General features: G+C 68.7%; 25 protein-coding genes and 4 tRNA genes. 15 read left to right on the top strand and 14 right to left on the bottom strand.

The annotated features are described in order from the left end of the window. Positions 1–13 precede the first annotated feature (13 nt). The 5 genes from clpX to ACFVY3_RS04385 all read right to left on the bottom strand — a co-directional run bounded on the left by clpX (position 14) and on the right by ACFVY3_RS04385 (position 4,586). A complete protein-coding gene (clpX, locus tag ACFVY3_RS04405) occupies positions 14–1,294 on the bottom strand; it encodes an ATP-dependent Clp protease ATP-binding subunit ClpX (protein ID WP_290257608.1) in 1,281 nt (426 codons plus the stop codon). 208 nt (positions 1,295–1,502) lie between these two features. Continuing rightward, positions 1,503–2,162 (bottom strand): ATP-dependent Clp protease proteolytic subunit, encoded by a 660-nt coding sequence (locus ACFVY3_RS04400; RefSeq protein ID WP_056738346.1) that lies wholly within the window; start codon positions 2,160–2,162, stop codon positions 1,503–1,505. 38 nt (positions 2,163–2,200) lie between these two features. Continuing rightward, on the bottom strand, positions 2,201–2,806 hold the full coding sequence (locus tag ACFVY3_RS04395; protein WP_290257881.1) for an ATP-dependent Clp protease proteolytic subunit: 606 nt from the start codon (positions 2,804–2,806) through the stop codon (positions 2,201–2,203). A gap of 245 nt (positions 2,807–3,051) precedes the next feature. Then, on the bottom strand, positions 3,052–4,443 hold the full coding sequence (gene tig / locus ACFVY3_RS04390; protein ID WP_400158880.1) for a trigger factor: 1,392 nt from the start codon (positions 4,441–4,443) through the stop codon (positions 3,052–3,054). 68 nt (positions 4,444–4,511) lie between these two features. Continuing rightward, positions 4,512–4,586, bottom strand: a tRNA-Pro gene (locus tag ACFVY3_RS04385). A 131-nt stretch (positions 4,587–4,717) separates the two neighbouring features. On the opposite strand from ACFVY3_RS04385, the gene ACFVY3_RS04380 reads away from it, so the two are divergent. Then, positions 4,718–4,788 (top strand) — tRNA-Gly (locus ACFVY3_RS04380). 71 nt (positions 4,789–4,859) lie between these two features. Here ACFVY3_RS04380 and ACFVY3_RS04375 read toward each other — a convergent pair. The 3 genes from ACFVY3_RS04375 to ACFVY3_RS04365 form a co-directional block, all read right to left on the bottom strand. After that, positions 4,860–5,789: an Fpg/Nei family DNA glycosylase gene (locus ACFVY3_RS04375; protein WP_400158879.1), complete on the bottom strand. Its 930-nt coding sequence runs from the start codon at positions 5,787–5,789 to the stop codon at positions 4,860–4,862. Beyond that, positions 5,789–6,283, bottom strand: a complete 495-nt coding sequence (locus ACFVY3_RS04370; protein ID WP_366172981.1) for a ribose-5-phosphate isomerase — start codon at positions 6,281–6,283, stop codon at positions 5,789–5,791. Before ACFVY3_RS04370 ends, ACFVY3_RS04375 begins: the two co-directional genes overlap by 1 nt. Before the next feature lie 64 nt (positions 6,284–6,347). Next, positions 6,348–7,349, bottom strand: a complete 1,002-nt coding sequence (locus ACFVY3_RS04365; protein ID WP_400158878.1) for a hypothetical protein — start codon at positions 7,347–7,349, stop codon at positions 6,348–6,350. Between the two features lie 142 nt (positions 7,350–7,491). Here ACFVY3_RS04365 and pepN point away from each other — a divergent pair, with 142 nt between their 5' ends. Next, positions 7,492–10,047 (top strand): aminopeptidase N, encoded by a 2,556-nt coding sequence (pepN, locus tag ACFVY3_RS04360; protein WP_400158877.1) that lies wholly within the window; start codon positions 7,492–7,494, stop codon positions 10,045–10,047. Positions 10,048–10,157: 110 nt separating this feature from the next. Continuing rightward, a complete protein-coding gene (locus ACFVY3_RS04355; protein WP_400158876.1) occupies positions 10,158–10,625 on the top strand; it encodes an OsmC family protein in 468 nt (155 codons plus the stop codon). Between the two features lie 31 nt (positions 10,626–10,656). Here ACFVY3_RS04355 and ACFVY3_RS04350 read toward each other — a convergent pair whose 3' ends face one another. Continuing rightward, positions 10,657–11,676 (bottom strand): NAD-dependent epimerase/dehydratase family protein, encoded by a 1,020-nt coding sequence (locus ACFVY3_RS04350; RefSeq protein ID WP_400158875.1) that lies wholly within the window; start codon positions 11,674–11,676, stop codon positions 10,657–10,659. An 88-nt stretch (positions 11,677–11,764) separates the two neighbouring features. On the opposite strand from ACFVY3_RS04350, the gene ACFVY3_RS04345 reads away from it, so the two are divergent. From ACFVY3_RS04345 to ACFVY3_RS04330, 4 genes are all read left to right on the top strand, one after another. Further along, positions 11,765–12,430, top strand: coding sequence for a mechanosensitive ion channel family protein (locus tag ACFVY3_RS04345; RefSeq protein ID WP_400159057.1), 666 nt, complete (start codon positions 11,765–11,767; stop codon positions 12,428–12,430). After that, positions 12,430–12,888 (top strand): globin, encoded by a 459-nt coding sequence (locus ACFVY3_RS04340; RefSeq protein WP_400158874.1) that lies wholly within the window; start codon positions 12,430–12,432, stop codon positions 12,886–12,888. Before ACFVY3_RS04345 ends, ACFVY3_RS04340 begins: the two co-directional genes overlap by 1 nt. A gap of 141 nt (positions 12,889–13,029) precedes the next feature. Beyond that, positions 13,030–13,485 carry a GNAT family N-acetyltransferase gene (locus ACFVY3_RS04335; protein WP_400158873.1) on the top strand — a complete coding sequence of 152 codons (456 nt, stop codon included), beginning with the start codon at positions 13,030–13,032 and terminating at the stop codon, positions 13,483–13,485. 80 nt (positions 13,486–13,565) lie between these two features. Continuing rightward, the gene (locus ACFVY3_RS04330; RefSeq protein WP_400158872.1) at positions 13,566–14,192 is read left to right on the top strand and encodes a hypothetical protein; all 627 of its coding nucleotides are present in this window, start codon (positions 13,566–13,568) and stop codon (positions 14,190–14,192) included. A gap of 19 nt (positions 14,193–14,211) precedes the next feature. On the opposite strand, the gene ACFVY3_RS04325 is transcribed toward ACFVY3_RS04330, so the two are convergent. Further along, the gene (locus tag ACFVY3_RS04325) at positions 14,212–14,871 is read right to left on the bottom strand and encodes a hypothetical protein (RefSeq protein ID WP_364135137.1); all 660 of its coding nucleotides are present in this window, start codon (positions 14,869–14,871) and stop codon (positions 14,212–14,214) included. Between the two features lie 63 nt (positions 14,872–14,934). Here ACFVY3_RS04325 and tesB point away from each other — a divergent pair, with 63 nt between their 5' ends. Then, positions 14,935–15,855 carry an acyl-CoA thioesterase II gene (gene tesB, locus ACFVY3_RS04320; protein WP_400158871.1) on the top strand — a complete coding sequence of 307 codons (921 nt, stop codon included), beginning with the start codon at positions 14,935–14,937 and terminating at the stop codon, positions 15,853–15,855. A gap of 84 nt (positions 15,856–15,939) precedes the next feature. Here the strand turns inward: tesB and ettA are convergent, their stop codons facing one another. The 3 genes from ettA to ACFVY3_RS04305 all read right to left on the bottom strand — a co-directional run bounded on the left by ettA (position 15,940) and on the right by ACFVY3_RS04305 (position 18,831). Then, positions 15,940–17,622, bottom strand: a complete 1,683-nt coding sequence (gene ettA / locus ACFVY3_RS04315; protein WP_290257595.1) for an energy-dependent translational throttle protein EttA — start codon at positions 17,620–17,622, stop codon at positions 15,940–15,942. Positions 17,623–17,702: 80 nt separating this feature from the next. After that, on the bottom strand, positions 17,703–18,206 hold the full coding sequence (locus ACFVY3_RS04310) for a DUF6993 domain-containing protein (RefSeq protein WP_400158870.1): 504 nt from the start codon (positions 18,204–18,206) through the stop codon (positions 17,703–17,705). Between the two features lie 121 nt (positions 18,207–18,327). Next, entirely contained in the window at positions 18,328–18,831 is a 504-nt protein-coding gene (locus ACFVY3_RS04305) for a single-stranded DNA-binding protein (protein ID WP_400158869.1), read from the bottom strand. 159 nt (positions 18,832–18,990) lie between these two features. Here ACFVY3_RS04305 and ACFVY3_RS04300 point away from each other — a divergent pair. The 3 genes from ACFVY3_RS04300 to ACFVY3_RS04290 all read left to right on the top strand — a co-directional run bounded on the left by ACFVY3_RS04300 (position 18,991) and on the right by ACFVY3_RS04290 (position 20,483). After that, positions 18,991–19,063: transfer RNA gene (locus ACFVY3_RS04300), tRNA-Arg, on the top strand. 182 nt (positions 19,064–19,245) lie between these two features. Next, entirely contained in the window at positions 19,246–19,719 is a 474-nt protein-coding gene (locus ACFVY3_RS04295) for a lipopolysaccharide assembly LapA domain-containing protein (protein ID WP_400158868.1), read from the top strand. Positions 19,720–19,787: 68 nt separating this feature from the next. Continuing rightward, a complete protein-coding gene (locus tag ACFVY3_RS04290; RefSeq protein ID WP_400158867.1) occupies positions 19,788–20,483 on the top strand; it encodes a DNA alkylation repair protein in 696 nt (231 codons plus the stop codon). 34 nt (positions 20,484–20,517) lie between these two features. On the opposite strand, the gene mptB is transcribed toward ACFVY3_RS04290, so the two are convergent. Further along, on the bottom strand, positions 20,518–22,095 hold the full coding sequence (gene mptB / locus ACFVY3_RS04285) for a polyprenol phosphomannose-dependent alpha 1,6 mannosyltransferase MptB (protein WP_400158866.1): 1,578 nt from the start codon (positions 22,093–22,095) through the stop codon (positions 20,518–20,520). Between the two features lie 155 nt (positions 22,096–22,250). Between mptB and orn the strand changes: the two genes are divergently transcribed. The 4 genes from orn (at position 22,251) to def (ending at position 25,041) form a co-directional block, all read left to right on the top strand. Further along, on the top strand, positions 22,251–22,955 hold the full coding sequence (orn, locus tag ACFVY3_RS04280; protein ID WP_364135117.1) for an oligoribonuclease: 705 nt from the start codon (positions 22,251–22,253) through the stop codon (positions 22,953–22,955). A 130-nt stretch (positions 22,956–23,085) separates the two neighbouring features. Then, a tRNA-His gene (locus ACFVY3_RS04275) sits at positions 23,086–23,158 on the top strand. A gap of 101 nt (positions 23,159–23,259) precedes the next feature. Continuing rightward, positions 23,260–24,414 (top strand): acyl-CoA dehydrogenase family protein, encoded by a 1,155-nt coding sequence (locus ACFVY3_RS04270; RefSeq protein WP_400158865.1) that lies wholly within the window; start codon positions 23,260–23,262, stop codon positions 24,412–24,414. 54 nt (positions 24,415–24,468) lie between these two features. Continuing rightward, positions 24,469–25,041 (top strand): peptide deformylase, encoded by a 573-nt coding sequence (gene def, locus ACFVY3_RS04265; RefSeq protein ID WP_290257587.1) that lies wholly within the window; start codon positions 24,469–24,471, stop codon positions 25,039–25,041. Positions 25,042–25,053: the final 12 nt, after the last annotated feature.

The raw sequence follows: 25,053 nt of genomic DNA, 5'->3' as shown, positions 1-25,053 counted from the left end.
TTCCGGGAAGGAATCAGGCGGACTTACGGCGCTTCACGTCGTGCGGAATCATCGTGGGTTCGGCCTTCTTCGCCACGACGTCCTCGGTGATCACCACGGTGGCGACGTCGTCGCGGCTGGGCAGGTCGAACATCACCGGCAGGAGGACTTCCTCCATGATGGCACGCAGGCCGCGGGCGCCGGTGCCGCGTTCCAGGGCCTGGTCCGCAATCATGTCCAGCGCCTCGTCCTCGAAGACCAGTTCCACGCCGTCGAGCTGGAACATCTTCTGGTACTGCTTGACCAAGGCGTTCTTGGGCGTGGACAGGATCTGGATCAGGGCCGGGCGGTCCAGGTTGGAGACCGTGGTGATGACCGGGAGGCGGCCGATAAATTCGGGGATCAGGCCGAACTTCAGGAGGTCCTCCGGCATGACCTCACCGTAGGAGTCGGCGTTGTCCTTGACCTCGTTCAGCGGGGCGCCGAAGCCGATGCCCTTCCGGCCGGACCGGGACCCGATGATCTCCTCGAGGCCGGCGAAGGCGCCGGCGACGATGAAGAGCACGTTGGTGGTGTCGATCTGGATGAATTCCTGGTGCGGGTGCTTGCGGCCGCCCTGCGGGGGGACGGACGCCACCGTGCCCTCGAGGATCTTCAGCAACGCCTGCTGGACGCCCTCGCCGGAGACGTCCCGGGTGATGGAGGGGTTCTCGCTCTTGCGCGAGATCTTGTCGATCTCGTCGATGTAGATGATGCCCTGTTCGGCCTTCTTGACGTCGTAGTCCGCGGCCTGGATTAGCTTGAGCAGGATGTTCTCGACGTCTTCACCGACGTAGCCAGCCTCGGTCAGAGCCGTGGCGTCGGCGACGGCGAACGGGACGTTCAGGCGCCGGGCCAGGGTCTGGGCCAGGTAGGTCTTGCCGCAGCCGGTGGGGCCGATCAGCAGGATGTTGGACTTGGCGATCTCCACGTCGTCGTGGTGGCCGCCTTCGGCCAGCGCTCCGCTCTTGGGCGCGTGGCCGGCCTGGATGCGCTTGTAGTGGTTGTAGACCGCGACGGCGAGGGAACGCTTGGCGGGTTCCTGGCCGATGACGTATTCCTGCAGGAAGTCGAAGATTTCCCGGGGCTTGGGCAGTTCAAAGCTGCCCAGGTCGGCGACTTCGGCGAGTTCTTCTTCGATGATCTCGTTGCAGAGTTCGATGCACTCGTCGCAGATGTAGACGCCGGGCCCGGCAATGAGCTTGCGGACCTGCTTCTGGCTCTTTCCGCAGAACGAGCACTTCAGCAGATCGGTGCTCTCGCCAATCCGAGCCATATGTGAACCCCTTTGTATCTTGCTGCCGGCCGGGTCATGCCTCCGTGCAGCGTGGCACCCATTTTGAAACACCGCCAGCCCCGAACGGGACGGCCGTGACATATTCCACTCTAGGTCACTTTGGGCCTGTTGGGTGGAAAGAAGACGCCGGTTCACCCCGTTTCCACGGGCCGAACCGGCGTCGTCTACTGCTGTGAAGCTGCCAAGGCTACTTGGTCAGCGCCTGCGGCTTGATCTTGCGCGAGTCGAGGACCTGGTCGATCAGGCCGTAGCTCATGGCCTCGGCGGCCGTGAGGATCTTGTCGCGCTCGATGTCGTTGTTGACCTGCTCGGAGGTCCGGCCCGAGTGCTTGGCCAGGGTGTCCTCCAGCCAGGAGCGCATCCGCATGACCTCGGCGGCCTGGATCTCCAGGTCGGAAGCCTGCCCGCCCTGGCCGCCGGAGAGCGCCGGCTGGTGGATCAGGACGCGGGCGTTCGGCAGTGCCAGGCGCTTGCCCGGCGTACCGGCGGCCAGCAGCACGGCGGCGGCGCTGGCGGCCTGGCCGAGGCAGACCGTCTGGATCTCCGGGCGGATGTACTGCATGGTGTCGTAGATCGCCGTCATGGCGGTGAAGGAGCCGCCCGGGGAGTTGATGTAGAGGGTGATGTCGCGGTCCGGGTCCGTCGACTCGAGGACCAGCAGCTGGGCCATGATGTCGTCGGCCGAGGCGTCGTCCACCTGGACGCCGAGGAAGATGATGCGGTCCTCGAAGAGCTTGGTGTACGGGTCCTGGCGCTTGAAGCCGTAGGGGGTGCGCTCTTCAAACTGCGGCAGCACGTAGCGGCTGCTGGGCAGGTTTCCGGCAGTCGATCCGAAGTTGTAGTTCATGTTCATTGCTCCTGGAGTCGGTTCTGTCTGCGTGCCGGTTACTTGCCGCTGTCGGCGTTGGTTCCGCCGCCGCCGGCCACGGACCCGGCGTGGGCCGCGATCTTGTCGAAGAAGCCGTATTCGAGGGCCTCGGTCGCCGTGAACCACTTGTCACGGTCGTTGTCCTTGAGGATGGTCTCCACGGTCTGGCCGGTCTGCTCGGCCGTCAGTTCGGCCATGACCTTCTTCATGTGCAGGATCAGCTCGGCCTGGATCTTGATGTCCGAGGCGGTGCCGCCGATGCCGCCGGAGGGCTGGTGCATCAGGATGCGGGCGTTCGGGGTGGCGTAGCGCTTGCCCTTGGTGCCGGAGCTGAGCAGGAACTGGCCCATCGAGGCGGCGAGGCCGGTGGCCACGGTGACGACGTCGTTCGGGATGAACTGCATGGTGTCGTAGATGGCCATGCCGGCGGTGACGGAGCCGCCGGGAGAGTTGATGTAAAGGTAGATGTCCTTTTCGGGGTTCTCCGCCGAGAGGAGGAGCAGCTGGGAGCAGATCGCGTTGGCGTTCTCGTCGCGGACCTCGGAGCCGAGCCAGATGATGCGCTCTTTCAGCAGGCGGTTGTAAATGTAGTTATCCTGGGCCGCGGGATCGACGGTAGCCATCCGGGGTGCCCCTGCTTGCTGTGACATGTGTACTTACCTCTCGCTGGCGACGGTGGTGCCGTGGGGTGGCTCCACTGAACTTTCCTACATGGACACTAACCGTTTTCCCTGCCGCATTGTGCCGGCGTGGCGGGCTGTTCGCTGACGGCGCACGATTGGGCCGCCGGGTTCGTCTGCGGCTTAAAAAGCCGCACCCCCGGATCGGTGATCCGGGGGTGCGGGCACTGCTCAGGGTGCCGGGCGGGCTAGAACTTCACTGCCGCCGGGTCGTCGTTCTTGGGAGCCTCGGTGGCTTCCTCGGAGGACGCTTCCTCGGCCGGAGCTTCCTCGAAGGAGGACTCTTCGCCGCCGGGACGGACGAACTCGCTCAGGTCAACCTTGTTGCCCTCGGAGTCGGTGACCTCGGCCTGGCCCAGCACGACGGCCAGGGCCTTGCGGCGGCGGACCTCGGAGACCATCATCGGGACCTGGCCGCTCTGATCGATGATCTGGGCGAACTGGTTCGGGTCCATGCCGTACTGGCTGGCGGTGGTGACGATGTAGTCGATCAGCTCGTTCTGAGTGACGTTGACTTCTTCCTTTTCGGCGATGGCGTCAAGGATGATCTCGTTCTGGAAGGCGCGCTCGGTGTTGGCCTTGACCTCGGCGCGGTGCTCCTCGGTGTCGTGCTCGCCTTCACCGTGGTTGTTCTCGGCGCTGAAGTGCTGCTCGAGCTGCTCTTCGACGACGGACTCGGGAACCGGGACCTCGATCATTTCGACCAGCTTGTCCAGGACCTTGTCGCGGGCTTCGACGCCCTGCTCGACGGTTTTGGAGTCGGCGGCCTGCTTGGCGAGGTCCTCGCGGAGCTCGGCAAGGGTGTCGAACTCGGAGGCCAGCTGGGCGAAATCGTCGTTGGCCTCGGGGAGCTCGCGCTCCTTGACGGCCTTCACGACAACCTTGACCTGGGCGGCTTCGCCGGCGTGGTCGCCGCCCACCAGGGTGGTGTCGAAGATGGCATCCTCGTCGGCGCTGAGGCCGGTGACGGCCTCGTCCAGGCCCTCGAGCATGGTGCCGGCGCCAACCTGGTAGGACAGGCCGGAGGCGGAATCAACCTCGGAGCCCTCGATGCTGGCGGTGATGTCGATGGTCAGGAAGTCGCCGTCGGCGGCCGGGCGGTCAACGCTCTTCAGCGTACCGAAGCGGCCGCGCAGCTCGTCCAGGGCCTTGTCGACGTCGGCCTCGGAGGACTCGGCGGCGGCAACCTCGACCTTGATGCCGGCGTAGTCCGGCAGCTCGATCTCGGGACGGATGTCAACCTCAGCGTGGAACTTCAGCTCGCCGTCGGTGGCGGACGGGTCCGGCACCTCGGTGATCTCGACCTCGGGACGGCTCAGCGGGCGGATACCGGTCTCCTCGACGGCGGCCTGGTACCAGCCGTTGAGGCCCTCGTTGATGGCGGTTTCCAGGACGTAGCCGCGGCCGACGCGCTGGTCAATCAGCTTGGAAGGGACCTTGCCCTTACGGAAGCCGGGTACCTGAATCTGGGAAGCAACGCTCTTGTACGCCTCGGCGATGCTGGGCTGCAGTTCCTCAAACGGGACCTCAACATTGAGCTTGACCCGCGTAGGGGTGAGGTTCTCGACGGCGCTCTTCACAGTCTAAGTACTCCTGGTTTTGGGGGATTGTGGGTCTGCAACGCCGATGACCGGCAGTTGCTGCAGAGTCGGGGTGACAGGATTTGAACCTGCGACTTCCTGCTCCCAAAGCAGGCGCTCTAGCCAAGCTGAGCTACACCCCGTAAGTGCACAGAACAGTCTAAGGTCATCGTGTGGCCATTTGCACATTTGACACTGCGGGGCTGCATTGGGTTTAGTTGTATCCGGCTTGAACAGCCGACCGGAAGTTTTGCTGGAATTCCAGCATAGTCCCGGGGACGTAGCTTAATGGTAAAGCCTCAGTCTTCCAAACTGATTACGCGGGTTCGATTCCCGTCGTCCCCTCTCCAAAAACACATGAAGGGCCCCTCCAGCGGAGGGGCCCTTCATGCTTTCTGCGGGCCTTGCATTCGGTCTTATCTTTGCTGGCAAACCGTGCACCAGTACAGCTTGCGGGCCGCGTGTTCCACCAGCGAGACGGGGGTACCGCAGACCCGGCAGTCCTGGCCCTGCCGCCGGTAGACGAAGTGCGCCTCCTCCGGGGCGGGAAGGGCCGCACCCTCTCCTTCGGAGGACTCTCCCCCGCCGCTCCAGTACCGGGGTCCGGTGGTGATGATCCGGCCGTCGCGCACGCCGTCGGCCATGATGGCGGCCGTGTCGTCCCAGAGCAGCCCGGCGTCCCCGGCCGGGAGGCCGGTTCCGGGCAGCCAGGGGTCCAGGCGCTGCCGGAACAGCAGCTCGGCGCGGTAGACGTTCCCGACGCCGGCAATCACCTTCTGGTCCATGAGCAGGGTGGCCAGCGGGGTCTTCCGCCGGCCCAGCGTGGCGACAAAGGCCTCCCTGTCCCCCGGCAGGTTCCGCAGCGGATCCGGGCCCAGCCGGGCCATCACGGCCTCGGTTTCCGCCTCGGTGAGGGTCTCGCAGGTGGTCGCCCCGCGCAGGTCCGCCCAACCGTGGCTGCCGGCGAGCCGGACGCGGACGGCGCCCACCGGAGCGGGCGGCCCGGCGTAGGCGGCGTCGTCATTCACCGCATCGGCGCCGGCGTCGCGGTCCTCCCGCTCCCCGACCCTGCGCGGCGCGCCGATGCTGGAGGCGCCCCGGAAGGTGCTGTCGCCGCCGAAGTTCCAGGCGCCGTAGAGGCCGAGGTGGACGTGCAACGACAGCCCGTGCTCGAAGCGGAGGAACAGGTGCTTGCCGTGCGCCGTCGCGCCGGTGAGGACGTGACCGTCCAGCAGGGCGGCGCCGCCGGCGAAGCGTCCCTGCGGACTGGAGACGGCCAGCCGCTCGCCCGTGAAGACGTCCGCGAACTGCCGGGCGAGCCGGTGAATGGAGTGGCCCTCGGGCACTACTCGACGACCTCGCCGGTGGCCTCGTAGGTAGCGATCTTGCCGATGCGGCGGACGTGGCGCTCGTCGTGGCTGAACGGCTCGGCCAGGAACGCCTCGATGATGCCGGTCGCCTCCTCGACGCTGTGCTGCCGGCCGCCGACGGCGACGACGTTGGCGTCGTTGTGCTCGCGGGCCAGCTTCGCGGTGGGCAGGCTCCACGCCAGGGCCGCGCGGACACCCTTGACCTTGTTGGCGGCGATCTGCTCGCCGTTGCCGGACCCGCCCAGGACAATCCCCAGGGCGTGGACGCCGGCCTCCTGGTCCGCCACGACGGCCAGGGCGGCGTTGATGCAGAAGGACGGGTAGTCATCGAGGGCGTCGTAGACCTTCGGTCCGTGATCCACCACCTCGTAGCCCTTGGCGCTGAGGTGTTCCACCAGGTGGGCGCTGAGCTCCATGCCGGCGTGGTCGGTGGCGATGTGGACGCGCGGGAGGTCCTGGGCGGTGGTCACGGTCGGATCCATTCTGTGGTCGCCGGAGGGCATCCGGCGTGGTGATCGGGGTGGCTCCAGCCTACTAGGCACGGGGCGGCGCGCCGTCGCCGCGGGCCCGGGAAGCCACGCGGGCCAGGGCCTGCGCGACGTTGTCCGCCGAGGCGGGGCCGCCGGCGCTGACCGTCACGGTGCCGCCGTCCAGGCGCCGCACCACGACGGCGGGCCCGTTGGCCACCAGCATGCTGGAGTCCCGGCCGTGGCGGCGGAAGCCCCAGCCGCCACGCTCCGCCGCGCGCACCAGCTCCGGGGCGGCCGAGCTGATCTCGGCGGCAGGGACCGTCAGCACGGGCAGCAGTCCGGCGGCGAGGACGCGGAGCCCGGCCCGGTCCACTCTGACCCGGGCGAAGAGGAAGAGGGTCGCCACGAGCGCCGCGGCCGCCAGGACGGCCGCGAGCCAGGGCAGGGCGAGGCTGAGCAGCGCGGCCGGGAACAGCGTGGAGATTCCGAGCATCACGAAGATCGAGCTGCGGGCGTGGACCCAGAGGCGGACGTCGTCCCTGGCCAGGTCCGGGTCGCGGATGTGTTCGAGCGCCGCGCGGGCGGCGCGTTCGTCGTCGACGGACCAGCGCTCGTCGGCCTTGAACACGAAGCCCATCACCACGCCCAGGCCCAGGGCGGCGCCGCTGCCCATCGCCAGGATGGTGACGTCAACGTGCGAGGCGCGGGCGTCGGACAGACCGATCTGCCCGACCAGGACCGCGGCCAGCACGGCGGTGACGAACAGGCTAAGGCCCAGCCCGGCGCCCATCATGATCCGGCGCATCAGGGCCGGCCGGGTCAACGGGGCGGCCTGGAGCAGCACCGCCCAGCCCGTCAGGACGATCATGGCGGCGCCCACGCCCACCACGGCGGCGAAGGGGGCGAAGTTTTCGGCGCCGTCCGCGGACCACCGGACGGCCAGCGGCTCGGGCAGCCGGGACCGGATCAGGAACGCGCACACCGTGAAGGCGGCGGCCAGCACCAGGGGAAAGCCGATGGCGAAGCGCACGGCCCTGGTGTCGACGGAGTCCTGGAAGGTTCCCATGCCGTCAACGCTACCCCCGTCCGCGCCGCCGGCGGCCGGGCTGTGACGGGGGCAACTTGCCAAGGCCGCAAGGCGTGAAAGAATAATTTCACGCCTATCCCCATCTCCCGTTCCCGCATTCCTGGAGGCCCCCTTGCCCGGTATGAACCTCACACGCGCCGAAGCCCGCGAGCGCGCCGCCCTGATCGCCGTCGACTCCTACGACGTGACCCTGGACCTGACCCGGGGCGACACCGTCTTCGGCTCCACCACCCGCGTGCGCTTCACCGCGGCGCCGGGATCCTCCACGTTCATCGACGCGGTCACCCGGACCGTGCACAGCGTAACCCTCAACGGCCGCGAGCTGGACCCGGCCGAGGTCTCGGACGGCATCCGCATCCAGCTCCCGGACCTGGCCGCGGAGAACGAACTCGTGGTGGTCGCGGACGCCCCCTACATGAACACCGGCGAGGGCCTTCACCGCTTCGTGGACCCGGTCGACGGGGAGGTCTACCTCTACACCCAGTTCGAGGTCCCCGACTCCCGCCGCATGTTCGCCGTCTTCGAACAGCCGGACCTCAAGGCCACGTTCACGTTCACCGTCACCGCGCCGTCGCACTGGGACGTGGTGTCCAACTCCCCCACCCCGGCACCGTCCGAGACCAGCCCGGGCGAGGACGGCGGCGCGCGCTCGGTCTGGGCCTTCGCGCCGACCCCGCGGCTGTCCTCCTATGTCACCGCGCTGATCGCCGGCCCGTACCAGAGCGTCCGCAGCGAGGTGGTCTCCGCCACGGGCAAGGTTACCCCGCTGGGCGTCTTCGCCCGCAAATCCCTCATGCAGTACCTGGACGCGGACAACATCTTCGAACTGACCCGCCAGGGCTTCGAGTTCTTCGAGGCGCAGTTCGGCTGCCCGTACCCGTTCGAGAAGTACGACCAGCTCTTCGTGCCGGAGTTCAACGCCGGCGCCATGGAGAACGCCGGGGCGGTGACCATCCTGGAGGGCTACGTCTTCCGCAGCAAGGTCACCGGGGCGCAGGTCGAGCGGCGCGCCATCACCGTCCTGCACGAACTGGCCCACATGTGGTTCGGCGACCTGGTGACGATGCGCTGGTGGAACGACCTCTGGCTGAATGAGTCCTTCGCCGAATACATGTCCCACCTCGCCGCCGTCGAAAACACCAAGTTCGACGCCGCGTGGACCACCTTCGCCTCGGTGGAGAAGTCCTGGGCCTACCGCCAGGACCAGCTGCCCACCACGCACCCGATCTTCGCGGAGATCAACGACCTGCAGGACGTCGAGGTCAACTTCGACGGCATCACCTACGCCAAGGGAGCCTCGGTGTTGCGGCAGCTGGTGGCCTGGGTGGGTCCGGAGGAGTTCATGGCCGGCGTCCGCGAGTACTTCCGCAAGCACTCGTGGAAGAACACCGAGCTGGCGGACCTGATGGTGGAGCTGGAGCAGGCCAGCGGCCGCGACCTGGACCAGTGGGGCAAGCTCTGGCTGGAGACCGCCGGCGTGAACACCCTGAAGCCGGAGCTGTCCGTCGGCGAGGATGGGACCATCACCTCCTTCGCGATCCTGCAGTCCGCCACCGAAGCGCAGCCGACCATCCGCCCGCACCGGCTGGCCGTGGGCTTCTACAACCTCGACGGCGCCGGCAAGCTGGAGCGCGTGCACCGCGAGGAGCTCGACGTCGACGGCGCACGCACCGAGGTCCCGGCCCTGGCCGGCCTGGCGCGGCCGGACCTGATCCTGCTCAACGACGACGACCTCGCCTACGCGAAGGTCCGGCTTGATCCGCAATCGTGGGCCACGGCCACGGCGCACCTGAAGGACTTCGGCCGCAGCCTGCCGCGGACCCTGGTCTGGGGCTCGGCCTGGGACGCGGCGCGCGACGGCGAGACCCCGGCGCGCGGCTACGTGGAGCTGATCCTGGCCAACATCGCGGAGGAGACGGACTCCTCCGTGATCCTGGTGCAGCTGCGCCAGCTGGCCACCACGCTGAACTTCTACGTCGCCGCCGAGCACAAGGACGCCACGGCGGCCGCCGCCGCGGACCGGCTCTGGGACCTCGCCTCCCGCGTGGCCGCCGGTTCCGACGCCCAGCTGCAGTTCGTGAAGTCCTACGCTCTGCTGGCCCGCACGGGCGCGCAGTTCGACACGGTCGCCGGGCTACTGGACGGCTCCCGCGAGCTGCCGGGCCTCACCGTGGACCAGGACCTGCGCTGGGAACTGATCACCTCCCTCGTGGTGGGCAGCCGGGCCGGCAAGGCGGAGATCGACGCCGAGCTCGAGCACGACAACACCGCCACCGGCCAGAACGCGGCCGCCCAGGCCACGGCCGCCATCCCCACCCCGGAGGCCAAAGCCGCCGCCTGGGAGTCGATCGTGGTGACGGGCGAGCTGTCCAACGCTCTGCAGGGGTCCGCCGTCGCCGGCTTCACCCGGGTGTTGGACACCGCCCTGCTCGAGCCCTACGCGGAGAAGTACTTCGAGGCCGTTCCCGGGATCGTGCGGGACCGCACCCACGCCCTGGCCCAGCAGATCGTCGTCGGGCTCTACCCGGCGCAGCTGACCACCCAGGCCACCGTGGACCGCACGGACGAGTTCCTCGCCGCCCTGCCGGCGGACAGCGCCGCCCTGCGCCGGATGATGCTGGAGAACCGCGACGGCGTGGCCCGCGCCCTGCGCGCCCGCGCCGCGGACGTCGGCTAGGCAGGAAGCCCCCACCCCGCCCAACTAGCTCGCAGCTAAGGCCGTTTTGGACGCTCAGAACGGCCCCTGCTGCCAGTCAGTTGGGCGGGGACGTGTCCTAGACTGGCCGCATGAGCCTGGACGAGCACCACTACGCCCTGACGGTCACCTGGACGGGCAACCTCGGCGAGGGGACGTCCGGCTACCGGGCGTACAGCCGGGACCACGACATCGAGATTCCCGGCCTGCCGGTCCTCAAGGGCTCGGCGGACCCGACGTTCCGCGGCGACCCCGGCCGGTACAACCCCGAGCAACTGCTCCTGGCCGCGCTAAGCCAGTGCCACATGCTCTCTTTCCTGCACGTGGCGGTGAAGCATGGCGTGGTGGTCACCGGTTACCGGGACCGGGCCGAGGGGCTGATGCGGACCAACCGGGACGGCAGCGGCCAGTTCGAGTCGGTCACGCTGCGTCCGGTGGTGGCCACGAAGGAACCGGTGGCCCCGGAAACCTTGGCAGAGATGCACCACGAGGCCAACTCACTCTGCTTCATCGCCCGCAGCGTCAACTTCCCGGTCCGGCACGAGGCGTCCGCCGGCTGACGGTTCGGCGCCTCCCAGCCTCGGGCGGCGATTAGCCTGCGGCGCCAACCGGGTCCGTCGCGTCCCGCCATTCCCCCAGCAGCCGGCGCTCGGTGTCCGGATTGAGTCCGGCCTTGCGTTCCCGGTCCAGCCCCCGGCGCCGCTCGTCGTCGAGACTGTCCGCCAGCGTCCGGGTCCACGGCCGCAACCGGAGTCCGGCCGCAACCGCCGCGGCGTTGCTGCGGGTGGTGAATCCCTCGTGGCCCGGCGGCAGCCACAGCGGCAGTGAGTCCGGACCCGCCCAATAGTTCACCCCGCGCGCGGCGAGCCAGTCGGGCGGCGCGGCCACGATCTCCGCGGCTCCCCCGTCGAGACGCCGTGATTCATCGAGGTATTCGGCGAACGGCACGGGATCGCCGACCGCGTTCAGCGGCCCGGTAACGCCCCGCTCCGCCGCGGTCAGCACCCAGGCGGCCAGGTCCCGGACGTCGATGATCTGGGTCAATGCTGCCGGGGTGTCCGGGACGAGGACGGGTCCCGGGTGTCGGGCGAAGCGGGCAGGCCAGTACCCGTAACGGTCCGATTCGTCCCCGGGCCCGCCGATCAGGCCCGGCCGGCACAGGTGCGCCTTGTCCCCGGCCAGTTCCAGGGTCAGGTGTTCAATCGCGGACTTCGCGGCACCGTAGTTCTCCATGGTCGCCGGCGTCCCGGCGGGCAGCGGCGGCAGCACAACGGCGTCCTCCGCCGTGCCGGGGACCGAGGGGTCCGCGTAAACCGAACAGCTGGAGACGAAGGTCCAGTGCCGTGCGCGGCCGGCGAGCGCCACGAGGGCATCCTCCGCCTGCCCGGGGTCGCGGGCCACGTCGACGACGGCGTCCCACTCCCCCGCGTGGACGGCCCCGGCGTAGGCAGCCGGCCCCTGCGAGCGGTCCGCCTTGAGCCAATTGGCTCCCTCCGGCGGCGCGGTCCGGGATCCACGGGCCAGGCACATGACGTCGTGGCCGGTGGCTACTGCCTGCCGGGCGATTTCGGCAGAGAGGAAGGCGGTGCCACCGAGGACGAGGATGCGCATGGGGACACGCTACGGCGCTAGTCTGGACAGTGAACAGAGTCTTATGCGGCCGGCGAACGCGGGCGTGCCGAAGGAGCAGTACCACTTGATCTTGAGCTTCACCACCCCCGAACCCCTGACCCCGCTCGATGTCTCCGCCATCAACGTGCCCGGAGCCCTGATCAGCATCGGGGTGGGCGTCCTCGTCTGGCTGGTGGCGTCCTTCGTAATTTCCGGGATCACCAAGCGCGTCGCCGCGGGCAGCACCTTCTTCAAGAAGCCGCGGTTCCGCTGGGTGGCCCCCGCCCTGCGCGCGCTGGACCACCAGCGCCGGGAGCAGCGGGCCCGCACCATCGGCGCGCTGCTGACCAGTGTGGTGAGCGTCCTCGTCGTCGTGATCACCGCGATGTACGTGCTGCAGTACCTCGACGTCAACATCGCGCCGCTGCTGACCAGCGTCGGCATCCTGGGTGTCGCGATCGGCTTCGGCGCCCAGCAGCTCATCCGCGACTTCCTGGCCGGCATCTTCATCACCATCGAGGACCAGTACGGCATCGGCGACGTCATCGAAACCTCCGAGGTGGTGGGCACGGTGGAGTCGATGGGCCTGCGCATCACCCGGGTCCGCGCCGACGACGGCACCATCTGGTACCTGCGCAACGGCGAGATCCTCCGTGTGGGCAACCGCTCCCAGGGCACCTACACCCCGCCCGCCGACGAGGCCGACCAGGCCGGTGCCGCCGAGGCAACACCCCAGCAGAAAGCCGGAGAGTAATGACCATCCCCCTCGGCGGCGATCCCCACCAGCCCCGGCAGCTGATGCAGAACGACCCCTTCAGCAAGCCCGGCTACACCGACAACTTCTACGACGCCGTTGGCGGGCACGAGACGTTCGTAAAGCTCATCGACGTGTTCTACGACGGCGTCGCCACCGACCCGCTGCTGCGGCCCATGTACCCGGAGGAGGACCTCGCGCCGGCGAAGCGCCGCTTCCTCATGTTCCTGGAGCAGTACTGGGGAGGTCCCACCACCTACGGCGAGGAACGCGGCCACCCCCGGCTCCGGATGCGGCACCAGCCGTTCCGCGTGACCCCGGAGGCCAAGGACGCCTGGCTCCGGCACATGCGCACCGCCGTCGATGCCCTGGAGCTCCCGCCGCTCCACGAGGGAACCCTGTGGGACTACATGGAGCGGGCCGCCCTCTCCATGGTCAACAGCCCGTCCGGAGCCTAGGCAGGTTGCGCCGCTTGCCGGCCGGCACACAGAGAAAGACCCCGGAGGCACTTGGGGGGATGCCTCCGGGGTCTTTCTGAAAATTATAATACCCACCCGGGTATGACCGCGCAAGGGGTCCCCTCCGCCTAGGCTGGATCCATGATCACCATTCGCGAAACGGTCGACGGCGACCTGTCCGCCCTCGCCGCGCTGCGGGCCTCCTGGGCTGCCGAACAGGCACCCGCCGCCGACGGCACGACCGTAGACCCGGAAGAGTTCGTCGCCGTGCTCAAGCGGTGGCTGGAGGCCAATCCGCGGACCTTCTTCCTCGCCGAGCACAACGGCGTTCCCGTGGGCATGCTGAACCTCATGGTGTTCGAACGCATGCCCAAGCCAGGCAAGGACATCTCACGCTGGGTGTACCTGGGGAACGTCTATGTGCTTCCGGACCGCAGGAACGCCGGCATCGGGGCGCAGCTGGTGGAGGCCGCCCTGACCTATTCGCGGGAGATCAACGCGGTCCGGATGCTCCTCTCTCCGTCGTCGGAGTCTCGAAGCTTTTACGCGCGGCTCGGTTTCGTGCCGGCGTCGGAACTGAACGTGCTGACCTTCTGAGCTGCGTCCCCACCCGTACCGGGCCCGCTTACGAGCACTTCCGAGCACTTCCCGGCGCCCCCGGGTCTAGGCTGGCGGTCATGGCGATCATTCATCAGGCAACGTTGACCCCCTCCAAGATGGAACTCCTCGAGCGCTGGCTCCCCGGCCGGTCCTGGTTCCCGGACACCGGGTCCGCCCCGGAGAAGGCCGGGCACTTCCGCTTCGACGACCCGGAGGGGGAGGTGGGTCTCGAGACCATCCTGGTGCATTCCGGCGGCGCTGTGTTCCAGGTGCCGCTCAGCTACCGGGGCGCTCCCCTGCCCGGCGCCGACGATCACCTTGTCGGCACCATGGAACACTCCGTCCTGGGCAGCCGCTGGGTCTACGACGCGTGCGCGGACCCGACCTACGTCCGTGCCCTGGCCGCTGCCATCCTGGCCGGCACGCCGCAGGCACAGCATGTCCTGCAGGTCGACGGCGGGCAAAAGGTTCTCCCCGAATCGGTCACCGTGCACGGCACGGGAACCGCGGGTATATCGGTTCCGGAGGTCGGCGACATCACGGCCAGCGACGCCGCGGAGGGGACCGTGATCCGCGCCGGTGCGCTGGAAATTTTGGTCTACCGGCGGCTCGACCCCGCTGTCCCGCCGGCAGCCCGCTCCCTGGTCGGCACCTGGGAGGGTCAGGACACTCCGGTAGCCCTCGCCGCCGTCACGGAAGGATAAGGCTTCGTCGCGGGGGCCGCTAGAGGCCGGACCCTGCGCGGACCAGCACGTGGCCGCGGGGGCTGCTGAGCCGGAACCACGTGTCGGCGCGGAAGACGGACTGCTCCCCCTCGGCCAGGAACCCCAGGGTCAGCGCCGCGAAGGCCGCCCCCGCGGGCAACCAGTGCGCCGCCGGCAGCGGCCGGCCCCAGACGGTGGCGCGGGCGTTGTTGACGATCAGGGCACCGGGTTTGTCCGGGATGATGCCGGCGATCTCCCTGATCCCCTCCTCAGCCGCCCGCCGCAGTTCTGCGTCGGGGACGGTGCCTGCCGGTTCCCAGCCGCCGCGGGGTGCTCCGACGCCGGCCCAGGATTCCCGCAGGGTCATCGGCGGGACGGGAAGGTCGACGTCGTCGGGCCCCGAGCGGGCCAGGCGGTCCAGCACCGCCGCGAGGGGCACGGTCACGTCCAGCCGGGCGGGCGCGGCCAGAGCCATCGTGCGCAGGCCCAGGATGGTCGGCGTTCCCTCGCCCAGCAGGCGCGGCCGTAGGAGGCAGACGTAGGCGGCCAGGACGGTGCCGTCGGCGCTGAGGCGGATGCCGCCGTCGTCCACCGCCTTGGCCCTGGTGGCGAAGGTGCGCAGGTCGGCAAGGTCGCGGGGATCGGAGAACTGCAGGGACTCGGTGAGGACATCAGACACATTCCCGACTTTACCGGCTGAGCCTCTTTGGAGCCCGGCCAAGCCGCCGTCTAAAGTCAAACCATGACTGAAGCCGAAGCCGCAGTGCAGGCCGCACCCCCGGAGGACCCGACCACCTCGCTCATCCAGCTCCTGGACCTGGGCGAACTTCAGGGCGCCCGGACGGACGAGGACATTTTCCTGGGCCCGTCGCAAAAGCAGCCCCGGCAGCGGGTGTTCGGCGGCCAGGTGCTGGCGCAGTCGCTGGTGGCCGGCAGCCGGACGGTTCCCGAGGGCCGGGGCGTGCACTCGATGCACGGGTATTTCCTGCGGCCGGGCGACGCGAACCAGCCGATCACTTTCGGCGTCCAGCGGCTCCGCGACGGGCGCTCCTTCTCGGCCCGCCGGGTCCACGCATACCAGGACGGCAAGCCGATCCTGTCGATGATCGCCTCTTTCCAGGACGAGGATGAGGGCATCGAGCACCAGACGCAGATGCCGGAGGGAATCCCGGACCCGGAGTCGCTGCCGAGCACGGCCGACCTGCTGGGCAAGTTCGACCACCCGGTGGCCCGGCACTGGGCCTATGAGCGGCCCTTCGACATCCGCCACGTGGACCCTGCCCTGTATGTCTCGGCCGAGGGGCCCAAGGAGGCCCGCAACGCCGTGTGGATGCGGACCTTTGGACCGATGCCGGACGATCCCGGCCTGCACCGCGCCGCGCTGGCCTACGCCAGCGACTACACCCTCCTGGAGTCGGTCCTGCGGCGGCACGGCTTGAGCTGGATTACGCCGGGGATGTCCGTGGCGAGCCTGGACCACGCCATGTGGTGGCACCGGCCCGTGCGGGTGGACGAATGGCTGCTGTACGTGCAGGAATCCCCCAGCGCCCAGGGCGCCCGGGGCCTGGCGACCGGGAAGATCTTCAGCCGCGACGGCCGGCACGTCGCCACCGTGGCGCAGGAGGGCATGATCCGGGTGCCCACGGAACCGACGCCCCGGTAACGGCGAACGCCTTTAACGCATAAGCCCGGCGCACCCCCTCTCGGGGGCGCGCCGGGCTTTTGCGTTGGCGGGCCGGCCGCGGAACTAGTCGCGGGTCAGGCGGCGGTGGGTGACCCGGTGCGGCTTGGCCGCGTCGGGGCCGAGGCGCTCCACCTTGTTCTCCTCGTAGGATTCAAAGTTGCCCTCGAACCAGTACCACTTGGAGGGGTTCTCCTCGTCACCTTCGTAGGCGAGGATGTGGGTGGCCACCCGGTCGAGGAACCAGCGGTCGTGCGAGACGACGACGGCGCAGCCGGGGAATTCCAGCAGGGCGTTCTCGAGGCTGCTGAGGGTTTCGACGTCGAGGTCGTTGGTCGGTTCGTCGAGGAGCAGCAGGTTTCCGCCCTGCTTGAGGGTCAGCGCGAGGTTCAGTCGGTTGCGCTCACCGCCGGAGAGGACGCCGGCCTTCTTCTGCTGATCCGGGCCCTTGAAGCCGAAGGCGGCGACGTAGGCGCGGGACGGCATTTCGACCTGGCCGACCTGGATGAAGTCGAGTCCGTCGGAGACAACCTCCCACAGGGTCTTGTTCGGGTCGATACCGCCGCGGCTCTGGTCCGCGTAGGAGATCTTCACCGAGTCGCCGACCTTCAGTTCGCCGCCGTCGAGCGGCTCCAGGCCGACGATGGTCTTGAACAGGGTGGTCTTGCCGACGCCGTTGGGGCCGATGACGCCCACGATGCCGTTGCGCGGCAGCGAGAACGACAGGCCGTCGATCAGCATCCGGTCCTCGAAGCCCTTTTGCAGGTTCTTGGCTTCCAGGACCAGTCCGCCCAGGCGCGGTCCCGGCGGGATCTGGATCTCTTCGAAGTCGAGCTTGCGGGTCCGGTCTGCCTCGGCGGCCATTTCCTCATAGCGGGCCAGACGGGCTTTGGACTTGGTCTGGCGGCCCTTGGCGTTGGAGCGCACCCACTCGAGTTCCTCGGCGAGGCGCTTGGCCTGCTTGGCGTCCTTCTTGCCCTGAATTTCCAGGCGGGCGCGCTTCTTCTCGAGGTAGGTGGAGTAGTTGCCCTCGTAGGGGTAGAGGTGGCCGCGGTCCACTTCGGCGATCCATTCGGCCACGTGGTCCAGGAAGTACCGGTCGTGGGTGACGGCCAGGACGGCGCCGGGGTACGAGGAGAGGTGCTGTTCGAGCCAGAGCACGCTCTCGGCGTCGAGGTGGTTGGTGGGCTCGTCGAGGAGCAGCAGGTCGGGCTTCTGCAGCAGGAGCTTGCAGAGGGCCACGCGGCGGCGCTCACCACCGGAGAGCACGGTGACGTCGGCGTCGGCCGGCGGGCAGCGCAGGGCGTCCATGGCCTGCTCCAGCTGGGAGTCGAGGTCCCAGGCGTCGGCGGCGTCGATCGCTTCCTGCAGCTGGCCCATCTCTTCGAGCAGGGCGTCGTAGTCGGCGTCCGGGTTGGCCATCTCTTCGGAGATCTCGTTGAAGCGCTGGATCTTGCCGTAGATCTCGCCAACGCCCTCCTGGACGTTGCCGAGGACGGTCTTTTCCTCGTTCAGCGGCGGCTCCTGCAGCAGGATGCCGACGGTGTAGCCGGGGCTCAGCCGGGCCTCGCCGTTCGAGGGGGTGTCCAGGCCGGCCATGATCTTGAGGATGGTGGACTTACCGGCGCCGTTCGGGCCGACAACACCGATCTTGGCACCGGGGAAGAACGACATACTCACGTCGTCGAGGATGAGTTTTTCGCCAACGGCCTTTCGGGCCTTGGTCATTGTGTAGATAAATTCCGCCATACTCTCAAATCTAATGGTTCGGCGCTGATAACTCACATTCCAAGGCGGCAGGTTCCGCGCCGCCCATACCGGGAGTCCGGTCAGGCGGCCGGACCCGCGAGGCAGCGGCCGCCGGCGAGGGCCGGCAGGACGGTGGCGGTGACGGACCGCCCCCGGATCTGGGCGACGACGCAGTCCGCCCCCTGCCGGACGGACGCTTCCACGGCGTCGGCATCCAGGCCCGTGGGGGTCCGGCTGGCGGTGACCTCGATGGCCCCGGGAGCGTAACCGGCCCGGACCAGGGCCGCCCGCACGCTGCCCGTCGCCGGCACCGTACCGTTCGCGAGGCCGGCGAGCGCATCGCGTACCGTGGCCGCATCCACGGGTGGCGCGGCCGCCGAGCCGCTCGCCGTCGACGGAGCGCTGGCCGTGGGCGCCGAGGAGGCTGTGGGCAGGGCGGTCGCGATGGCGGTGGACGCCACTGCCGCGGGGGCGACTGTATCGCCCGACCCGGAGCATCCGGCGAGGGCTGCTGCCACCACGATGCCTGCCAGGGTGGCGGACGTCGGGAACAGCGCGCGGGGAAGGAGTCTGGGCCGGGTCACCCGGCCATTCTGCCACCGGCACCGGTCCGGACATCGTCGTCACCGCCTTCACCGCTCTTGTCCGAGCCCCTCTGGTCGGCGGTGCCGGCAGCCTGCTGGCCCTGGCCGGGAAACGAGGCCCTCAGGCGGCGTCCTCCTTCACCTCGCCGGTTTCCTCGTCGAAGTCGGGCAACTCCTCCGCGGCGTCGGCTCCGGCGCCGCCGCCCCCCTGCCCGGCCGTTCCCGGAGTCCCGCCCTGGTCAGCCCCGTCCGACTGCTGTTGCTGCCCACCGGTGTTGCGGGTGAAGTTGGCGGCGCCCCACGATAGGTCGTGACCGATGGCGTCGGCATCGATGTCCACGGCGTGGTGGATGCGGCCCTCCGACTCCCAGGTGCGGATCTTGAGCCTGCCGGCAACGATGACGGGCTGCCCCTTCCGGATACTGCAGGCCATGTTGCCGGCCAGCTGGCGGTAGCCCTGCACGGTGAACCAGTTGGTGGTCCCGTCCACCCAGGCGTTGGCCGCCCGGTCGAAGCGCCGTCCGGTGGAACCCATCCGGAAGGACGCGGTGGCGACGCCGCCGGGCGTCGTCGAACTCTTAATCTCCGTGGCGACGAAGCCCCGGATGGTGATGCTGTCATTCATTGGTATGTCCTGTCTCATGGGAAGGCTGGCTGGTCCGTCCCACTCTGCAACCGGGGTCCGGCACACGGCAGTCCATACCGGGGCTATGTGGAAAACGGGACGCGGTGGCACGGTAAACTTCTTGAGGCGTGCGCGGCTCCGGCCGATAGGCACGCGCGTGCCCCAGTAGCTCAGGGGATAGAGCAGCGGCCTTCTAATCCGCCGGTCGGGGGTTCGATTCCCTCCTGGGGCGCCTGCACGGCCCCGGTCACGGACTATCCGTGACCGGGGCCGTTCCGCTTAAGCTCCCGCCGCTTCTTGGGCTCCCCGGCTCAGCTTCCGGAGCGCCGTCTCCCGCCCAAGCCATAAGCAGGCTTAGTATTGAGTCCAGAGATGGAGGCAGGGCCCCGGCCCATAACCGAAAGTAAGGCAGCCATGACGCAGACACCCCGCGGATTCGACTCCTACGACCAGGGCGACACCCCGGCGGCACCGGAGCACGCAACCACCGGACTCCCCCGGGAGGACACCCCGGCGGCCACATCCGCCCCCGCCCGGACGCCCGCAGAGGCTCCCACGCCGGAGCCCGCCCCCGCCACCACGGCAGCACCCGCGCCCACGCACGAGGCCCGCCAGGTGACCCGCGCCGGGATGGTGTGGACCGTCGTCGCTGTTGCTTTGGTGGTGCTGATCCTGCTGATCGTCTTCATCCTGCAGAACCAGGACTACGTCCAGGTCAAGTACTTCGGACTGACGGGAGCCGTCCCCCTGGGGGTGGCGCTGTTCATCGCCGCCGTCGGCGGCGGGGTGCTGGTAGCCATCGCCGGGGCCGCCCGCATCATCCAGCTCCGGCTGACCGCGCACCGCCAGCGCGCCCGCCTGACCGGCCAGGGCACCCGCGAACGCTAAACCTGGGAAGCGCTAAGCCGGAAGCACGGCAGGAGCGCAGACCGGCCGGACTGCCCTACAGTTGCCGCATGTCCGAAGGCCTCGTCACCACCATCCGCGCTGCCCTGCACGTCGCGGCAGATCCGGTTCGCGGCGCGGCGGCCCAGCGGTATCTGAAGTCGGAGATGCCATCCCTGGGCGTCCGGGTCCCGGAGGTCCGGGCCATCGTCAGGAATGCCGCCCGGCGGTTGCCGCCGCAGTCGCTGTCCGAACTCACCGCCGCCGTGACCGAGCTGTGGCGCGAGGCCCGCTGGCGGGAGGAACGGCTCGCGGCCATCGAACTCACCGGCTTACGGCCGGCCCGGGGCGAGCTCGCCATGCTTCCCCTGTATGAGGAGATCATCCGCGACGGCGCCTGGTGGGACCTGGTCGATTCCCTGGCGCACCGCCTGGGCGGTCTGCTCCTGGCCCACCCCGGAACAATGGCGTCGCTGCTGCGCCGGTGGAGCCAGGACCCGGACCTCTGGATCCGCCGTGCTTCCATCACCGCCCAACTGGGAGCCAAGGGCGCCACGGACCGTGAGTTACTGACGGACGTAATCACGGCCAACCTCGGCGACCGCGAATTCTTCATCCGCAAGGCCATCGGCTGGGCCTTACGGGACTTCTCCACGACGGATCCGGACTGGGTCCGGGGCTTCGTCGACCGCGCCGGGGACGGGCTGAGCCCGCTCTCCCGCCGCGAGGCGCTGAGGAAGCTGGGAAGAACCGACGGAATCAGATGAGCGGTCTCAGGCGACCGGCCGCAGGCGACCGCCCTCAGATGACGGGCCGGCTGGTGACCGGTTCCTCCGGCTTGCTGAACAGCTGTTTAGTCTTGGGGTCCAGGAAGATCAGGTAGAGCGCGAACAGCAGGGCGATGATCGCGGCGGCGTTGCGGGCCAGGGCCAGCGCCAGGCCCAGGTCCTGGCTCTGCAGGTAGGGGAAGACCTCCAGCTGGTCGGAAATCGCGTAGACCATGAAGAACGAGACCATGAAGTACAGGGCCTTGACCTGCCAGTCGTCGCGGATACCGGTGACGGCGAAGAGCGGGATCAGCCACACCACGTACCAGGACTGGATCATCGGGGCGAGGAACACGACGGCGGCGAAGGCCAGGGTCAGGCGGCGCATCAGCCGGTCGTAGTCGCCGCGGAAAATCTGCCAGGCCACGATCCCCAGCGCCAGGACCTTGCCGGCGTCGTACACGTACTTGGCCAAGCCCCAGCCGTCGAGGCCGAAGGCGTTGGAAATGGAGGCGACGATCAGCCCGACCAGGCCCACCGGGGCGTACCAGATCCAGATGCTGCCGGGGGCGGACAGGCCGTTGATCCAGCCGAAGCCGAAGCCGTTGACGGCGCTCATGGCGTAGAGCAGGCCCACGCTGATCCCGGCGGTCAGGGCCCAGAACACGAACTTCCGCGGCCACCCGGCGTTCTTGCCGGCCCACAGCAGCCCGATGAAGGGCAGGAAGACGATCGTGATCGGCTTGACCGCAATCGAGAGCGTCACCAGGACCAGGCCCACCAGCACCCGCTTGGTGGCGCAGTAGTAGAGGCCGGCGAGGGCCAGACCGATCATCAGCGCGTCGTTGTGGACGCTGGCGATGAAGTTGGTCAGGAACAGCGGGTTGGCGGCGGTCAGCCACAGGGCGCGGTGCGGGTTGACGCCGTGCAGTTCCGCGAGCTTCGGGACGTAGATGATGCAGAGCACGATCCCCACGAGGGCGGCCAGCCGGAACAGCATGATGCTGGCCTCCGGCTGGACGTTGGTGGACCACACGACGAACTGCTCAATCCAGAGGAACAGCTGGCCGTAGGGCACCGGCGCCTCGGTCCACATCTTGTCCGCGCCGAGCTGGAAGTAGTTGGAGAGCGCGGAAATGCCGTTCTCGTAGGGGTTGAAGCCCTCGACCATCAGCCGGCCCTGGCCGATGTAGGCATAGACGTCGCGGCTGAAGAGCGGCACGGAGAACATCATCGGCAGGCCCCAGGCGACGACGGCGGTCATGGTCGCCTTCCGCGCACCGGCGCCCCAGTGCCGGACCCGCTGGCCCAGCCGCAGCCACGCCCGCACCAGCAGCATCCCGCCGACCGCCAGCAGCACGATGCACATGCCGACGCCCACGGCCTCGGTGCGCATCCAGATGAAGAGCGGCAGCCGGCGCAGTTCGGAGACCGGCGCCAGCCAGCCGACGCCGAGGGAACCGACGAACATGAACAGCGAGCCCAGGAATCCGGAGAGGATGGGTGAGCGTGCGTTGTCCACGTCGGCCGGGGCCGCCGCTGACGGTGCCCCGGAGGATGTCCGGGACGTACCGGCAGCCGTCTTCCCCGCCGCAGGTACAGGCGCCGTCATCTCAGGGGTGTCCAATCTGTCGAGTGCTGGTGGAGCCCACTCGTGGCCTGAAAGCCGGTCAGGGGCACGCCGCACGGAGGAAAAATTCCGACGGCCGCGTTGCCAAAATCGTAGCACCGGGCCCCTCCGGGGCGGCGGAACGGTAGGCTGGGCGCGTGCCTATATCTAATGAACGCATCGTGTGGATCGACTGCGAAATGACCGGCCTGGACACCAAGAATGACGCCCTGATCGAGGTGGCGGCCCTGGTGACCGACTCGGAACTGAATATCCTCGGCGACGGCGTCGACGTCGTCATCAAACCGGACGACGCCGCCCTGGCCCAGATGAACGACTTCGTGCGCGACATGCACACCCGCTCCGGACTGCTGGAGGAACTCCCGCACGGCAAGACCATGGCCGAGGCGCAGGAAATGGTGCTGGCCTACATCAAGAAGTGGGTGCCGGACCCGAAGAAAGCACCGCTCGGCGGCAACTCGGTGGGCACCGACCGCGTCTTCCTGGTCCGGGACATGCCGGACCTGGTTGAGCACCTGCACTACCGGGTGATCGACGTCAGCACCATCAAGGAACTCTCCCGCCGCTGGTACGCCCGCGCTTACTTCCAGTCCCCCGCCAAGCTCGGCGGCCACCGCGCCCTCGGCGACATCAAGGACTCCATCGACGAGCTCCGCTACTACCGGCAGGCCGTCTTCGTGCCGGCGCCCGGCCCGGACAGCTCCACCGCCCAGCGCATCGCCAAGGACGTCATGGCCACCTCGGGCGCCGCCCCCGGCAGCGCGCCGACGGACGCCGCGGACGACGCCGGGAACCCCGGAGGCGCCCCGGCCGAGTCCCCCGCGGGTGCCCGGGCAGAGTAATCTGCCTCACGTTTCGGCCTTTTTTCGATGAAATCGCCGAAACTGGCAAAAGCACCCCCGCGAAGCAGGTAAGCTATTTGTCGTTGCCTTTCCGGAAGGCCGGTTCGCCGGTGCGACTGACAGGCACATGGTGGGCGTAGCTCAGTTGGCAGAGCGCCTGGTTGTGGTCCAGGAGGTCGCGGGTTCAACCCCCGTCGCTCACCCTCACCGAGGACGGCACGATTGTCCGACCTTGCCAAAGGCCGCACCGGATATCCGGTGCGGCCTTTGCTGTTTGTCCCGAAAACGCATGGAAGGAACCGCGATGAGGCGCCAGCTCTTCGAAGAAGACCATGAGATGTTCCGCGAAATGGCGGCCGAGTTCAACGTCCGTTCCGTGGCCCCGCATTACGCGCAGTGGGACCGGGACCACATGATGCCGCGGGAGCTGTGGACCGCCGCCGGGGAACAGGGCCTGCTGGGGCTCGCCGTCCCCGAGGAGTTCGGCGGCCTCGGCATGACCGACTACCGGTTCCGCGCCGTGCTGGATGAGGAATTCGCCAAGAGCAACCACCTCGCCGTGGGCCTGGCCTTCCACCTGCACGACGACATGGTCCTGCCGCATCTGCTGGCCTACGGCTCGGAGGATTTGAAGCAGCGCTGGCTGCCCGGCATGGTTTCCGGCGAGACCGTCACCTCCGTGGCCTGGACCGAGCCGGGCGCGGGCTCCGACCTCCGCGGCGTCCGCACGAAGGCCGCCCGCGACGGAGATGACTGGCTGATCACCGGCCAGAAGACGTTCATCGGCAACGGCATCTCCGGCGACGCAGCCCTGGTCCTCGCCCGCACCGACGGCGGGAGCGGCCGCGGCAGTGCCGATTCCTTCTCACTCTTCATGGTCCGAAAGGGCGAGGGCTACACCACCGGCAACCAGCTGGACAAGATGGGCCTAAAGGCCTCCGACACTGCCGAGCTCTTCTTCGACAATGTCCGGGTCCCGCACGCCGACCTGGTCGGCGAGGAAGGCCAGGGGCTGCGCTACTGCGCCGGCCAGCTGCCGCAGGGCCGGCTGGGCATCGCCGTCGCCGGTTCCGCCGTCGCCCGCGCCGTGTATGAGGCGACCGTGCGGTACACGAAGGACCGCAACGCCTTCGGCGAGCGGATCATCGACTTCCAGAACAGCCGCTTCGAACTCGCCGACATCCTCACCGAGGTCGAGGTCACCGAGTCCTACGTGGACCGGGCCATCACCGCGTTCAACGCCGGGGAACTCGACGCGTCCTCTGCCGCCCGGGTGAAGCTGTGGGCCTCCGAGCGGGCGAAGTCCGTCACGGACCGCTGCCTGCAGCTGCACGGCGGCTACGGCTACATCATGGAATACCCGGTGGCGCAGGCCTTCCTCGCCGCCCGCCTGCTGACCATCTTCGGCGGCACCAACGAGATCATGCGGGACGTCGTCGGCCGCGGCATCGCCGGCTGACCCGTCCCCTCCCCCGCACCACTCCCTCCCCCGCACCAAAGGAAGCTCCGCGCCATGACTGTCCTGCCCATCACCATCTGGGGCGAACCCGTGCTGCACCGCCGGGCCGCCGAGGTCGAGGTCTTCGACGACGAGCTGCGGACCCTGATCGCGGACATGTTCGAGACCAACGACGCCGCCAACGGCGTCGGGCTCGCCGCCCCGCAGGTGGGGGTCGGCAAGCGCCTCTTCGTGTACAAGTACGAGAACGACGACGGCGCCCCGCCCTCCGGCGTGGTGGTGAACCCGGTCCTTACCCTCTCCAAGGTCTCCGGGGCGTTGCCGGACCCGGACGAGGAAGAGGAAGGCTGCCTGTCCTTCCCGGGCGGCCACTACCCGCTCAAACGGGCCGAATGGGCCCGGGTGCAGGGCTTCGACGGCGAGGGCAACCCGATTGAGTTCGAGGCGACGGGCTGGTTCGCCCGGGTGATGCAGCACGAATTCGACCACCTCGACGGCAAGCTGTACGTCAATCGCCTGATCGACCGGTACTCCCGCAAGGCGATGAAGCAGGCCAAGAAGAGCGGCTGGGGCGTCCCGGGCCTGACCTGGATGCCCGGCGTGGACCCGGACCCCTTCGGGCACTAAGCGGAGAAGACC

This window comes from Arthrobacter sp. BPSS-3 (genome assembly GCF_044628475.1).
GTDB lineage: Bacteria > Actinomycetota > Actinomycetes > Actinomycetales > Micrococcaceae > Arthrobacter.
The sequence above is the reverse complement of the archived record's forward strand: the minus strand, read 5'-3'. Positions and strand labels throughout refer to the sequence as shown.